The 13,048-nt window shown below is 63.0% G+C and carries 11 protein-coding genes; 6 read left to right on the top strand and 5 right to left on the bottom strand.

Going from position 1 to position 13,048, the window contains the following annotated elements; translation table 11 throughout:
- The first annotated feature begins 7 nt into the window (after positions 1-7).
- The 3 genes from hydA to NOV72_RS04500 all read left to right on the top strand — a co-directional run bounded on the left by hydA (position 8) and on the right by NOV72_RS04500 (position 3,783).
- Positions 8-1,414 (top strand): dihydropyrimidinase, encoded by a 1,407-nt coding sequence (hydA, locus tag NOV72_RS04510; protein ID WP_106853408.1) that lies wholly within the window; start codon positions 8-10, stop codon positions 1,412-1,414.
- Positions 1,415-1,494: 80 nt separating this feature from the next.
- Positions 1,495-2,592: a serine hydrolase domain-containing protein gene (locus NOV72_RS04505; RefSeq protein WP_245932899.1), complete on the top strand. Its 1,098-nt coding sequence runs from the start codon at positions 1,495-1,497 to the stop codon at positions 2,590-2,592.
- A gap of 3 nt (positions 2,593-2,595) precedes the next feature.
- Positions 2,596-3,783, top strand: coding sequence for a serine hydrolase domain-containing protein (locus tag NOV72_RS04500; RefSeq protein ID WP_245932898.1), 1,188 nt, complete (start codon positions 2,596-2,598; stop codon positions 3,781-3,783).
- Positions 3,784-3,785: 2 nt separating this feature from the next.
- Here the strand turns inward: NOV72_RS04500 and NOV72_RS04495 are convergent, their stop codons facing one another.
- Positions 3,786-4,940 carry an aldose epimerase family protein gene (locus NOV72_RS04495; protein ID WP_106853407.1) on the bottom strand — a complete coding sequence of 385 codons (1,155 nt, stop codon included), beginning with the start codon at positions 4,938-4,940 and terminating at the stop codon, positions 3,786-3,788.
- Between NOV72_RS04495 and NOV72_RS32610 the strand changes: the two genes are divergently transcribed.
- The 3 genes from NOV72_RS32610 to NOV72_RS04480 all read left to right on the top strand — a co-directional run bounded on the left by NOV72_RS32610 (position 4,855) and on the right by NOV72_RS04480 (position 8,698).
- Positions 4,855-5,256 carry a hypothetical protein gene (locus NOV72_RS32610; RefSeq protein WP_245932897.1) on the top strand — a complete coding sequence of 134 codons (402 nt, stop codon included), beginning with the start codon at positions 4,855-4,857 and terminating at the stop codon, positions 5,254-5,256. The genes NOV72_RS04495 and NOV72_RS32610 overlap by 86 nt on opposite strands.
- Before the next feature lie 196 nt (positions 5,257-5,452).
- Positions 5,453-8,062: a PAS domain-containing hybrid sensor histidine kinase/response regulator gene (locus tag NOV72_RS04485; RefSeq protein ID WP_106853406.1), complete on the top strand. Its 2,610-nt coding sequence runs from the start codon at positions 5,453-5,455 to the stop codon at positions 8,060-8,062.
- Positions 8,063-8,110: 48 nt separating this feature from the next.
- Entirely contained in the window at positions 8,111-8,698 is a 588-nt protein-coding gene (locus NOV72_RS04480) for a peroxidase-related enzyme (RefSeq protein WP_106853405.1), read from the top strand.
- Positions 8,699-8,876: 178 nt separating this feature from the next.
- Here the strand turns inward: NOV72_RS04480 and NOV72_RS04475 are convergent, their stop codons facing one another.
- Genes NOV72_RS04475 through NOV72_RS04460 form a run of 4 tightly spaced genes read right to left on the bottom strand, consistent with a single transcriptional unit; the run spans position 8,877 to position 13,035 of the window.
- Positions 8,877-9,458, bottom strand: a complete 582-nt coding sequence (locus tag NOV72_RS04475; protein WP_106853404.1) for a DUF2894 domain-containing protein — start codon at positions 9,456-9,458, stop codon at positions 8,877-8,879.
- A complete protein-coding gene (locus tag NOV72_RS04470) occupies positions 9,451-10,098 on the bottom strand; it encodes an OmpA family protein (protein WP_106853403.1) in 648 nt (215 codons plus the stop codon). Before NOV72_RS04470 ends, NOV72_RS04475 begins: the two co-directional genes overlap by 8 nt.
- Entirely contained in the window at positions 10,095-12,341 is a 2,247-nt protein-coding gene (locus tag NOV72_RS04465) for a DUF802 domain-containing protein (RefSeq protein ID WP_106853402.1), read from the bottom strand. Before NOV72_RS04465 ends, NOV72_RS04470 begins: the two co-directional genes overlap by 4 nt.
- A 10-nt stretch (positions 12,342-12,351) precedes the next feature.
- Positions 12,352-13,035: a DUF3348 domain-containing protein gene (locus NOV72_RS04460; RefSeq protein ID WP_106853401.1), complete on the bottom strand. Its 684-nt coding sequence runs from the start codon at positions 13,033-13,035 to the stop codon at positions 12,352-12,354.
- Between the last annotated feature and the right edge of the window lie 13 nt (positions 13,036-13,048).

The following is a 13,048-nucleotide window of genomic DNA, read 5'->3' as shown; positions in this document are numbered from 1 at the left end:
ACGAGCCATGTCGAACGAACTCGATTTCGTGATCCGTCACGCCGATGTCGTGACCGCGTCGGACCGGTTTTCGTGCGACATCGGCATTCGCGACGGCCGCGTGGCGATGCTCGGGCACGGCCTGCCCGGCGCGCCGCGCGAACTCGATGCGAGCGGAATGCTGGTGTTGCCGGGCGGCGTCGACGGCCACTGTCATCTCGATCAGCCGATGCCCGACGGCCTGCGCATGGCCGACGACTTCCTGAGCGGCACGCGCTCCGCATTGTGCGGCGGCACGACCACGGTGATTCCCTTCGCCGCGCAGGCGAAGGGGCAATCGCTGCAAGCGGCCGTCGATGACTATCACAGCCGCGCGGAAGGCCGCGCGCTGATCGACTACGGCTTTCATCTCATCGTCGCCGATCCGACGCCGCACGTGCTTTCCGAAGAACTGCCGCGTCTGATCAGGAATGGCTATACGTCGTTCAAGGTCTATATGACCTACGACGATCTCAAGCTCGACGACCGTCAGATGCTCGACGTGCTCACGGTCGCACGCGAGCACGGCGCGCTCGTGATGGTGCATGCGGAGAACTCGGACTGCATCGGCTGGCTTACCGAACGCCTGCTGGGAAAAGGCCTGCACGCGCCGCACGTGCATGCGCTCGCGCGGCCCGCGGTCGTCGAACGCGAGGCGACGCATCGCGCGATCGCGTTCGCGGAACTCGTCGACGTGCCGATTCTGATCGTGCATGTATCGGGCGCCGATGCGATCGAACAGATTCGCTGGGGCCAGTCGCGCGGCCTGCCGATTCTCGCGGAGACGTGCCCGCAATACATGTACTTGACCGCCGACGATCTCGGTCACGGCGAATACGAAGGCGCGAAGTGCGTATGCAGTCCGCCGCCGCGCGACCCCGCGAATCAGCATGCGGTGTGGAAAGCATTGCGCCAGGGCGTGTTCTCGCTCGTCTCCTCCGATCACGCACCCTTCTCCTACGACGATCCGCAAGGCAAGAAGCCAGGCGGCAAGGAAGTGTCGTTCGATCATATTCCGAACGGCATCCCCGGACTCGAAACACGCTTGCCGCTGCTGTTCAAGGGCGTGAAGGAAGGACGCATTTCGCTGCATCAGTTCGTCGAACTCACGTCGCTCGCGCCCGCGAAGCTATACGGCCTGTACCCGAGGAAAGGCACGATCGCGGTCGGGGCGGATGCGGACATCGTCGTGTGGGATCCGGAGAAGCGCGTGACCATCGCGAATGCGTCGCTGCATCACGCGGTCGATTACACGCCTTATGAAGGGATCGAAGTCACGGGATGGCCGCGTCATTGCTTCTCGCGCGGCGAGCTGCTCGTGGAAGACGGCAGGCTGCTGAACGTGAAGAGCGGACGCGGACGTTTTCTGCCCGCCGGCAAACCCAATCTCGAATGAAGAGGCACGCGATGAAGCTGCGATTCTTATCACTGACCGCCGCGATGTTCTGCATGACGGCACACGCCACGGACAAAGATATGCCGACGGTTGTGCCCGAATCCATCGGCGTCGATTCCGCGCCGCTCGTGCGCATGTCGGCGTGGATACGCGCGGACAAGATGGACGTGCGCAGTCTCGTCATCGTGAAGGACGGCAAGATCGTGTTCGAGCGCTATGGCGATGGCCTCACGCGCGATAACAACTACGAACTGTATTCGGTCACGAAGACGATAACTTCGTTGCTCGCCGGCGTGCTCGAAGGCGAAGGCAAGCTGAATCCCTCGACGCGCGTTGCTCCGCTCATCGCGAAAGCGCGGCCCGATCTCGCCGCGCAACTCGCCGACAAGCAGAACATCGAGCTGCGTCATCTGATGTCGATGTCGAGCGGGCTTAACTATCAGACGCGCGAAGGCACTGACCCGCTCTACTACGGCGCGCCGGATCGTCTGCGCGTCGCGGTAACGGCGAAAGCCGCGAAGACGCCCGGCACGGACTTCGATTACATCGACGTGAATCCGGTGCTCGTCGGCATGGCCGTGAGCGTCGCCGCGCATGAACGCGAGGATCGCTTCGCGCAGAAGAAGCTCTTCGAGCCGCTCGGCATGTCGCACTATCGCTGGACCGGCGTCGATGAAACCGGCGCGGTGGCGGGCGGTTGGGGCTTGCGGCTGCGGGCCGTCGACATGGCGAAGATCGGCATGCTGATGCTCGATAACGGCCGCTGGCAAGGCAAGCAAGTCGTGCCGCAGGCGTGGATCAAACAGATGACGACGCCCTCTCCCGCAGCCGCCGACTACGGTTATTACTGCTGGATTCAGCATGTCGTCGAGAAAGGCCAGCCCGAATTCGGCGCGATGGGCTTCAAGGGGCAATTCATCACGGTGCTGCCGAAACAACATGCGGTCGTCGTGATGACGAGCCTCTTGCCGACCGATGGCGGATTGCGCGACGCAACGTATCTCAATCAATACCGCCGCATGGTGAACGACTTCATTCTGCCCGCGTTGACGCCGTCGGTGCGCCCGGTCGCGACGGCTGCAAAGACCGGCGCGCTGAAGGAAGAACTCGATCGGAGCAACAAGACGCAGGGCGTGCCCGGCACGGCGGCCGCATTCAACGACGCACCCGAGACTTGATCCATGAAACTACGCTTGCTGCTCAAGTGCATCGCGCCAGTGTTCGTCGCGATGTCGATCTCCAACGCTCATGCCGACGCGCCGCTGCGCGAGGCGGGTCTCGCCGAGGCATCGCCGGAAGATGCGGGTGTCGATTCGCGTGAACTCGTGCGTCTGTCGCAATGGATTCGCGAGCAGAAGCTCGATGTGTACAGCCTGCTCGTCGTGAAAGACGGCAAGCTGATTTTCGAGCGCTATGGCGCGGGCGCATCGCGCGATTCGAACTACGAGTTGTACTCCGTCACGAAGTCGGTGACGTCGATGCTCGCGGGCATACTCATCGGCCAGGGCAAGGTCAGTCTCGACGATTCCGTCGCAACGAAGCTCGCCGCGTGGCGTCCCGACTTGCGCGCCGATCTCGCCGACAAGCGCAACGTCGAACTGAAGCATGTGCTTTCGATGTCGAGCGGCCTGCATTACGACTTCAAGCCGAAGGACGATCCGATCTACTACGCCGCGCCCGATCGACTGAAGCTCGCCGCCGAAACGAATCCCAAGGCCGCGCCCGGCGCCGAGTTCGAATACACCGACATCAACCCGATACTCGCCGCCGCGATGTTGAGCGCCGCCGCGCACGAGCCGGTCGAACGATACGCCAAGGCCAGTCTCTTCGACCCGCTCGGAATGAAGCATGCGGTATGGACGCGTGCGGACCGTTCCGGACTCGTGTCGGCGGGATGGGGCCTGCGTCTGCGCGCCGTGGACATGGCGAAGATCGGCATGCTCGTGCTCGATCATGGCCGCTGGCAAGGGCGCCAGATCGTGCCGCGAACATGGATCACGCAGATGACGTCGCCCGGCGTCGCGCCTTACTTCGGCTACTACTGGTGGATCAACAACATCGTGCAGAACGAGCCGGAGTTCGACGCGATGGGCTTCAAGGGGCAATTCATCACGGTGCTGCCCGAGCGCAATACGGTGATCGTGATGACGAGCGTGATGTCCGTCGACGGCGGCCTGCGCGATGCGAAGAATCTCCAGACCTTCCGGCAGATGGTGAACGGCTACGTGATTCCCGCACTCGACAACGCGAATCACGCGCGGCCATCGGCACAACGGCGCGCGGCACTGCGGCATGAACTCGCAATCAGCGCGCACACGAAGGGCGTGCCGGGCGCGCAAGTCGACCCGACCGATCTGCCGAGCCTCTGACGCTAACGCACGCCGAATTTCCAGACCGTGACTTCGTGATACTCGTCGCCGGGCTTGAGCTCGGTCGACGGGAACGCCGGACGATTCGGTGAATCCGGAAAGTGCTGCGCTTCGAGCGCGAAGCCGTCCGTTTGACGATACGCCGTGCCCGAGGTGCCGATCACGCTGCCGTCGAGACCATTGCCCGCGTAGAACTGCATGCCCGGCTGCGTCGTGTAGACATCGAGCACGCGTCCGCTCGACGGATCGTAGGCACGCGCGGCGAACGCCGCTTCGCCATTGCGCTGACCGCTCTTGTTGAGCTTCCAGTTGTGATCGTAACCGTGCGCATAACGCATCTGCTGATTCGACGAACGCAGCCGTGCGCCTATCGGCGTGAGCGCGCGCAAATCGAGCGGCGTGCTCTCGACGCTCGCGATCTCGCCGGTGGGAATCGAATCGGCACGCACCGGCGTATAGCTCGATGCCGCGATCATGATGAGTTGCCCTTCGACCGTGCCGCTGCCCTCGCCCGCGAGATTGAAGTAACTATGGTTCGTGAGATTCACGACAGTCGGCTTGTCCGTCTTCGCGCGATAGTCGATGCGCACTTCGTTGTCGTCCGTGAGTGTGTAAGTCACATCGACCGTTAGCGTGCCGGGAAAACCGTTCTCGCCGTCGGGACTCACATAACGAAGCTGCACGCCCGCACCTTGCGCACCTTGAAACGTCCTTACGACAGTCCAGACTTTTTCGTCGAAGCCATGCGGACCGCCGTGCAATGTATTCGGCGGCTCGTTGACGGGCAGCTTGTAGCTGTGTCCGTCGAGTTCGAAACGTCCATCGGCGATGCGGTTCGCATAGCGCCCGATCAGACCGCCGAAGTGAATCTTTCCGTTGTACTTCTCGTAGTCGCCGAGCGAGCCGAAGCCCAGCACGATGTCCGCGCGACGCCCGCGCCGGTCGGGCACATCGAGGCGCGTCACGATGCCGCCATAGGTTATGCAGTTCATAGTCACGCCGCGCGCATTGGACAGCGTGTATCGCGCGACTGCCTGCCCTTGTTGCGTCGCGCCAAAAGGTGCGGTGGAAATGGACGCTCCTAAACCATGCGACGCCGTGCATATCGCGCATGCGAAGAAAGCAAAACGGATGAGCGTTCGTTTGGTGTCCGACATGAGCGATCTGCAAGGAAGTTCGTTCGATACGTCGCAGCGCACGGCAGCATCGCTTATGCCTGATGCGGGCGGGCACGCACCATGCGAACGTTATCGCACGCGATCCACCGATGAAAACAAGGAGCCTGTCATGAACGAATCAAACGATCGTCCGACGCCACCGAAGCAGACACCCGAAGATCCGAACGTGGCGGATAGACGCTTATCCGACGAACAAAAACGTGCGATGACCGACGAGCCCGCTCAACCGAAGCGCACGGACGAAGGTAAGGACAGCAAGCTGCCGAATCCGAAAGATGTCGGAGAAGCGGGATAGCCGTCGCGCGCGCCATTCGTTAGAGGAATCATTTTTCACCGCGTACAAATTACTTGCGCACGCGCGCGTGACGGTAATCGCAACGCTGCCACACGGCGTTTCGGATTGCTTTTGTTGTATGGTATCCCTAAGCTATCGCTGCGTTCGAAGCCGCGCCCGGCGACGCGTCTCGCCGGAATAAGGAAGCAAGACGCTCATGCACGATCCTGCTCATTTTCTGCCGTCGTTCGTGTGGCGCGCGACGCGAGACGGGGTGATCCAGTACGCCAATCCCTGGGCATGCCGATATCTCGGCATCCCGTTTCCGGATCTCGTCGGACGGCATTGGAATGCTTTTGTCCACCCCGACGACATTCCTCCTGTGCTCGATGCACTGCGGCAAATGCGGGACGGCACATTGCTGCGCAACGTCGATGTGCGGCTTCTGCGCAACGACGGCGCGTTCCGCTGGCACACGCTGCATCTGCAGGCGCGGCGCGACGAGGAAGGACAGATCAGCGATACGGTCGGCGTCGCGATCGACATACACGAGTGCCGTCACGCCTGGGCGATGTACGAGGCGAGCGAGCGGCGTCTGCAGGCCGCCTTCGCCGGCGCGCGCATGGGCGCGTGGGAATGGGACATGAAGACGCGCGTGGTGCGCATGACCGCACAACTCGCCGCGCTCTATTCCTTTCCTGCCGGCACCGAAGCGGTGCTGCTCTCGGAAGTGTGGGATCGCGTCGCGCCCGAATATCGCGAGCCGTTTCAGCGCAAGCTCACCGAAGCATTGCGTGACGGCGGGCCGTTCGAATTCGATTTCGTGCTCGAAGGCGATCAGGGACAACGACGCTGGTTGCGCATGCGCGGACATCCCGAGTTCGATCGTTATGGCGTGCTCGCGCGTGTCTATGGCGTGAGCTTCGATATCAGTGCGCAACGTGCCGACGAAGAACGTCTGAGTCTTTCGGAACGACGCTATCGCGCACTCGTCGAAACGACGGGCGCGCTCGTCTGGTCCGCCGATGCGAACGGCGAGATTCGTCCGTCGGGCGGCGAGTGGGAGCAGTTCACGGGCACGCCGCCGGAAGTGTTGTCCGGCTGGGGCTGGCTCGACTACATCCATCCGGACGATCGCGAGCGCACGCATCAGGCATGGCTCGAAGCGGTGCGCGAAGGCACCGCGCGCACGCTCACGTTTCGCATGTACCGGCGCGACGGCGTCTATCGCATGGTGCAGGCGCACGCCGCGCCGCTCTACGATGACCGAGGCAAGCTGCAGGAATGGTTCGGCACCACGACCGATATCACGCCGCGTTATGAAGCGCAGGCCGCGATCGAAGCGCGCAGCTTGCGTCTCACGGTGGCGATGCAGGCCGCGAAGATTCATATCGCATCGCTCGAACTCGCGACGTGGACGCTCTTTCTCGAAACCGGCGGCGAGCGGCAGATCACCGAAACGCTCAGCTATGACGCGGCGCTTTCTCGCGTACATCCCGACGACAGCAAGACGCTCGACCGCTATGTGCGCAGCATCGCGGCAGGCGAGAACCCCGAAGGCCACTTCGAGTTTCGCGTGCGCAACCTGCATGGCGAACAATGGATGCAGGGCAGTGCCCTGCTTCAGCGCAGCAAGGACGGCGAGCCGCTTCGCATTATCGGCAGCGTAATCGATATCACGGAGCGCAAGCACATGGAGTTGATGCTGCGTGAAGCGGGACGCCGCAAGGACGAATTCCTCGCGATGCTCGCGCATGAGCTGCGCAATCCGCTTGCGCCGTTGCGCACGGCCATTGCGCTATTGCAGAAGGATCAGGACGGCGACACGCATCTGAACGATCTGATCGATCTGATGCGCAGGCAGGTCGAGCATATGACGCGCATCGTCGATGATCTGCTCGAAGTCTCGCGCATCACGCAGGGGCGCATCGCGCTGCAACTCGAACCGATTCTCGTCGGCACCGCCGTGTATCACGCGGTCGAAGCGATCGCGGGCATGGTCGAGTCGCGCTCGCAGAACATTCACGTCGATGTATCCGATGCCACCACCTGGGTCTGCGGCGATCCCACGCGCCTCTCGCAGATCCTCGTCAACGTGCTCAACAACGCGAGCAAGTACACGCCGGAGCAAGGCCGGATCACCGTGAGCGTGCAGGCCGTGGACGAATGGGTTTCGATCATCATCGCCGATACGGGCACCGGCATTTCCGCCGATCTTCTGCCTAAAGTTTTCGAGCTCTTCTCGCAAGGCGAACGCACGCTGGACCGCTCGAACGGCGGGCTTGGCATCGGGTTGTCGCTCGTGAAGAAGCTCGTCGAAATGCATAAAGGCACGATCGCCGTGCAAAGCCCCGGCCCGGGTCTCGGCACGACCGTCACCGTGCGCCTGCCGCGCTTGCATCATCATGAAAGACATTCGGCCCTCGCGCTTTCCGATACGAGCATGCGCGAGACGCGCGCGGCGTTGCGCATTCTCGTCGTCGACGATAATCGCGATGCTGCCGATTCGCTCGCGATGCTATGCGAATCGGAGGGACATGTCGCGCGTGTCGCGTATTCGTCGGCGGAAGCGCTGGAAGCCGCGCCGCGATTGCAACCCGACGTGGCGCTGCTCGATATCGGCCTGCCCGATATCGACGGCTACGAGCTTGCGCGGCGTTTGCGTCGCAAGGGCGACTCGACGCCTTTGCTGATCGCGATCACGGGTTATGGACAGGCGGAAGACCGGTTGCGCGCGCAATCGGCGGGCTTCGATTATCACTTCGTGAAGCCGGTCAACGTCGATAGCCTGCTGAAGCTTCTGTCGTCGCTGACGGTCGCGCGTTGAAGAAGTGCGCTCTACAATGGGCGTTCGATCAACGTCTTCGAGGACGTCATGACGCAAAAGCCCATCAGCCGCTATCCCGTTCCCGATCCGCAAGACTGGCCCGACGATATTCGCACGCGCATTCTCGAAGTGCAGGAGAAAGCGGGCTTCGTGCCCAACGTGTTTCTCACGCTCGCTCATCGGCCCGACGAGTTTCGCGCGTTCTTCGCCTATCACGATGCGCTGATGCTGAAGGACGGCGGTCTCACCAAGGGCGAGCGCGAGATGATCGTCGTCGCGACGAGCGCGGTGAACGATTGTCTCTATTGCGTCGTCGCGCATGGTGCGATTCTGCGCATCTATGAAAAGAGCCCGCTCGTCGCGGATCAGATCGCGGTGAATCATCGCAAGGCGGATATCACGCCGCGTCAGAAGGCCATGCTCGATTTCGCGCTGAAGGTGTGCCGCGCGTCGGGCACGGTGGACGATGCCGATTTCGCCGCGTTGCATGCGCATGGTTTCAGCGATGAAGACGCATGGGATATCGCGGCCATCACGGCATTCTTCGGCTTGTCGAATCGCATGGCGAACGTGATTTCGATGCGGCCCAACGACGAATTCTTTTTGATGGGGCGTGTGCCGAAAGAGCCGAAGTAAGCACCCATGCGCCTTCTTCCGCTGAAATCCATCATCGCGTTCGAAAGCGTCGCGCGAACGAAGAGCGTGAACCGCGCCGCCCGATGCGTTCCCGACCCATGTGATGTCGAGCACCATCAAGGGCTGGCTCGCTTGATACAAGAACGCCGCGCGTTCGGATGAATCGCGCGGCGTTCGTTCACTTCTTCTTTCGCCCGCCCTTCTTTGCACCCGCCGCGTCTTTCGCGAGGACGAAGCCCGGACCGTTCAGCTCTTCCATCCACGAAAGCGCATCGGCATAAGCGAGGAATTGCTGAAAATAGCCCGGCGATACTTCACGCATGAGCGACAAGGAACGATGCACGAGGCTGCTCGAATTGAGCGGTCCCGCGTTTCTCGGCACTTGCGCGAGGGAATCGCGCAACTGCTTTTCCGCGCTGACTTTCGACCACACCGCGCGGAAGTAATCGAGCAATTCGGCATGCGACGCCTTGTGCATCGAAGACGACTTCGCGATGTCTTCGACGAGCGCGGCAAGCGGTCCGCGTTCGTCATCGTCATGAATCGCGGCGCGCTGCGAAGCGGCACGCTCGATATCGCTTCGATAAGCATCGAGCAACTGCGCGACACGTGCATCGAGCACGCGACGCGTCTCGCCTTCATAAGCAGCCGCGCGTTTGTCGAGCGCATCGATGAGATGAAAGCGCACGGGATTCGCGCGATCGTCGCCACTCGCGCGCCATGCGTCGAGCATCGCGCGTGCCGGCGTCGCGTTAGTCATGAGCCTTCACCGCGCCATCCGATGATCGCGGCACAGCGGAAATCTCCACACGACGATTTTTCGCGCGTCCGAGTTCATCCGCGTTGGAACTCACCGGCTGCTCCGACCCGAACGCCGCCGCGAATACCGACGATGACGGCACGCCCGCATCGATCAACGCGCGCGTGACGGTCAACGCGCGTTTCGCCGACAGTTCCCAGTTATCCGCGAAACGCCGGTTGCCTTCGTGCACTTGCTGATCGTCGGCGAAACCGCTCACCATGAGGATTTCCTCGTGCGCATGCAGATAGCTGGCGAGCGGCCCGGCAAGACTCTTCAGCACGTCACGCCCCTGCGGCTGCAACTGATCCGAGTTGAGCGCGAACAGCACGCTGCCGCTGATGCCGATACGCCCGTTCACGAGCGTCACGCGCCCCGACGCGAGCGGCCCCGCGAGCGCCTGTTCCAGCGTCTTGCGGCGCTGCGTCTCTTCCTGACGATGCTTCACCTCTTCGTCGAGCTTGTTCTCGAGTTGCAACTGCACGCCGATCACGCCGACGAGTATCAGCACGAACGCGCCCAGCAGCACCGACATCAGATCGGCGAACGCGGCCCAGATCGGCGCGGCGTGTTCCGCGCCGCCGTCGATTTCCTCGTTCATGCCGCGCGCGCTCCGGCCACGCGTTGTCCCGCGATATGCTGCAAGTCCTCGACGATCTGCTTCTGCGACATCATGCTCAGATCGATGACTTCCTTCGCCTGCGCAACGTAATACGCGAGTTGCTCGTCGCTGCGTGCAAGCGATTTGTCGAGCGCGCTTTCGATCCGTGCGAGATGCGCGACGAGCTTGTCGTTCGATTCGCCGAACAACTGCACCGCCGCGCCGAACGCATCCGACAAGCCCGCCATTTCGACGGCGCTCGTCGTCACTTGCGCGGCCATCGCGCCGAGCTTGCCGGCCTCGGTTTCGACCGTGCCGGTGAACTGTGCGCCCACGCGCTGCAACAGCGTCGCCGATGTATCGACCAGTGCGTCGATCGCGGCGCGCTGCTCGTTCGACGCATGATTCACCGCGTCGAGCAATGTTTCGACCGTGGCGAGCAGGCGGCTGCGCTCGTCGAGCATCGCGGTATCGCGAACCATTGATTCGGAGAGCTTATGACGCATTTCAGCGACGACTTCGGCAGCGGCCTTCGGCGCTTCCGATGCCGCCTGAACGAGACGCTCGATCTCCGCGATGGTCGCGCTCGCGTGCGCCTGCGATTGCGCGGACATGTCGTGCGCGGTCTGCGCGAGCGCATCGCAGATATCCTTCTGACGATCCGCCGCCACCGCGCTCGTTTCGCGCCATTGCTCGCGCAACGAAGCGGCCATCGTGTCGAGCGCGCTGCTCCATGCGGCGAGACGCTCCTCGCCGCGTTGCGCGAGTTCGGCGCGCAAGTCCGCATGCGATCGATCGACCGATTGCACGAGCGAGGCCGCGTGTTGTTCGAAGCTCGCGGCTGCGGCCGTCAATGCCTCCTGATTCTGCGCAGACGTCCGCTCGTTGACGCGCGCTTGCTGCGCGAGCGCATCGGACCATGTTTGAGACAGGTTGCCCGTCGCGCTTTCGAGGCGCGCGGCGACATCGTCGATCAAGCCGGAAGCGCGCGCTTCGAACGTCTGCGCGAATTGCGCCATCGATACGTCCATGCGCGCGACGAGCGCATCGCTCGATTGCGCGTGCTTCGCTACCGACGATTCCAGCCCGCCCGACACGCGATCCATTTGCGCGGACACGCCGTCGACGAGATGCGTCGCGCGTTGATCGAATGCTTGCGCGAAACGATCGAGCGATACGCCCATTTCCTCGACGAGCGCCGCGTTCGATTGCGCGTGTTTCGACAGCGACGCGTTCCAGATCTCCGCGACCTTCGCCGACGATGTCTCGAAGCCGCTCGACAAGCCTTCCAGTTGACGCGCGACGGCCTGCTCGACGCTGGCATGCAACGCGGTCACTTCACGCGCGACGCCGTCCATCGTTGCCTGCATCACGGGCTGCAACGCGGCGCTCGCGGCCCGCGCGCTGTCCGCGACGCTCTGCTTCAGCGACAGTTCCACCGACGTCGCCAGCCGCCGATACGACGTCTCCGCTTTCGCATGAAACGCATCCTGACCGGCGAGCTGGCGTTCGCTCGCAGCGATGCTTTGCTGTTCGATTGCGAGCGTCATCGACTGAAGACGATCGACGAGCTTCGGCATCAATTCCGTTTGAAGTTGCAGCAGCTTGAACGTCTCGTCGCGCTGATGCGCTTGCGTGAAAGCGCGCAGTGTCGTCGCGATCTTCACGTCGAGTTGCTGCGTGACTTGCAGGCGTTCGCGGCGGCACAGCGCGGACAAAAGGCCGAGCATCGCGGATGTCGCGACGCCCGCGATCGACGTGCCGAATGCGAAGCCGAGGCCCGTCACGGGCGCGGCGAGCGACGCGCGGATCGCCGTCAGGTCCGATGCGCTTTGCAACGCGGTGCCGGTGCCGCGCAATGTCGCGACCATGCCGAGCAGCGTGCCGAGCATGCCGAGCAACACCAGCAGGCCGACGAGATACGGTGCGAGCACCGGCCCCGGCAACGCCGCGCGTTCGCCTTCGACGCGCAGGCGCACCGCATGGCGCAGACTCGGATGCAGGTTATCGAGCCACACGGCGAGACTGCGCGGCGCGGCGGCCAGTTGCTTGACGGCTTCGTCGAGCGAGCGGGTGATCTGTTGATAGCGGCGCAATTCCGCCGCGCCCGCGAGATAGCATCCGGCGATCACGAGCGTGACGGCGAACGCAATCGGATTCGACACGATATACGCGATGCCGATGCCAAGCACCGCGGCAAGGCCGATTGAAAAGACAACGATGTTCAGAAGATTTCGGGACATAGCGAGCCAGTTAGCGGGGGCGAAGAGCCGCGAGCAAGCCTTCGATCGGTTGAAAACGAACTTCCAGCTCGGCGAGCAGCACGCTTTGCAGATCCTTGCGAAACACGTCGAGCCATGCATTGGCTGTGGACGTTTCGAGCGAAGCGTGGGCGCTCTTCAGGCGCTCGAAATGCTTGCCGAGCAGTGCGGGCACGTTGGCGAGCAGACTGCGTTCGCGCGCGGTCAGCGCCTGTTCCATGACGGCATCGACGACGGCGAGGCGCGCCATGTCCGGCGATTTCGTCGCGAGCATCGATCGCAAACGCGTGCGCAGCGCGCCGATGTCGGATTCCATCGCCTGTTGCAGCGACACGTAGCGCTGACGAAAATCCGCATAGTCAACCGGACTGTCCGGCGACGGCTGCACGGGCGCACGATGCCTGCGACGCGCGGCCGCTTCCTCGCGCGCGAAGGCGCCGGCGAGCGAGGCCCGCACGCGCGCGCACTCTTCTTCCACGTCGCGCGGCGCGGATCGCGCGCCGGGCATGGCGGGCGGATCGGTCGCGAGCGCGGTGGACAGCGCGATCGCATCGGTCCAGCCGAGCCATTGACTCAGGCGGTCCGCGAGCGATTGAGCGGGTTCGTGAACTTCGAGATCGGCAAAATGTGCCAGCAGCCGAACGAGCGCCGGGCCGCTGAATGCCGTGCGCTTCATGCCTTGCACAGTC

Origin of the sequence: Caballeronia novacaledonica (assembly GCF_900258035.1) — a bacterium.
In the GTDB taxonomy this organism is placed as follows: Bacteria; Pseudomonadota; Gammaproteobacteria; order Burkholderiales; family Burkholderiaceae; genus Caballeronia; species Caballeronia novacaledonica.
This window is presented reverse-complemented; position numbering and strand designations above follow the sequence as displayed.

Excerpts from the sequence above, each read along its gene's own strand:
- NOV72_RS04465 (WP_106853402.1), bottom strand. The coding sequence starts at position 12,341 with ATGTCCCGAAATCTTCTGAACATCGTTGTCTTTTCAATCGGCCTTGCC.
- NOV72_RS04495 (WP_106853407.1), bottom strand. The coding sequence starts at position 4,940 with ATGTCGGACACCAAACGAACGCTCATCCGTTTTGCTTTCTTCGCATGC.
- NOV72_RS32610 (WP_245932897.1), top strand. The coding sequence starts at position 4,855 with ATGGACGCTCCTAAACCATGCGACGCCGTGCATATCGCGCATGCGAAG.
- NOV72_RS04475 (WP_106853404.1), bottom strand. The coding sequence starts at position 9,458 with ATGACTAACGCGACGCCGGCACGCGCGATGCTCGACGCATGGCGCGCG.
- NOV72_RS04485 (WP_106853406.1), top strand. The coding sequence starts at position 5,453 with ATGCACGATCCTGCTCATTTTCTGCCGTCGTTCGTGTGGCGCGCGACG.
- NOV72_RS04470 (WP_106853403.1), bottom strand. The coding sequence starts at position 10,098 with ATGAACGAGGAAATCGACGGCGGCGCGGAACACGCCGCGCCGATCTGG.
- NOV72_RS04460 (WP_106853401.1), bottom strand. The coding sequence starts at position 13,035 with ATGAAGCGCACGGCATTCAGCGGCCCGGCGCTCGTTCGGCTGCTGGCA.
- NOV72_RS04480 (WP_106853405.1), top strand. The coding sequence starts at position 8,111 with ATGACGCAAAAGCCCATCAGCCGCTATCCCGTTCCCGATCCGCAAGAC.
- hydA (WP_106853408.1), top strand. The coding sequence starts at position 8 with ATGTCGAACGAACTCGATTTCGTGATCCGTCACGCCGATGTCGTGACC.
- NOV72_RS04505 (WP_245932899.1), top strand. The coding sequence starts at position 1,495 with ATGCCGACGGTTGTGCCCGAATCCATCGGCGTCGATTCCGCGCCGCTC.
- NOV72_RS04500 (WP_245932898.1), top strand. The coding sequence starts at position 2,596 with ATGAAACTACGCTTGCTGCTCAAGTGCATCGCGCCAGTGTTCGTCGCG.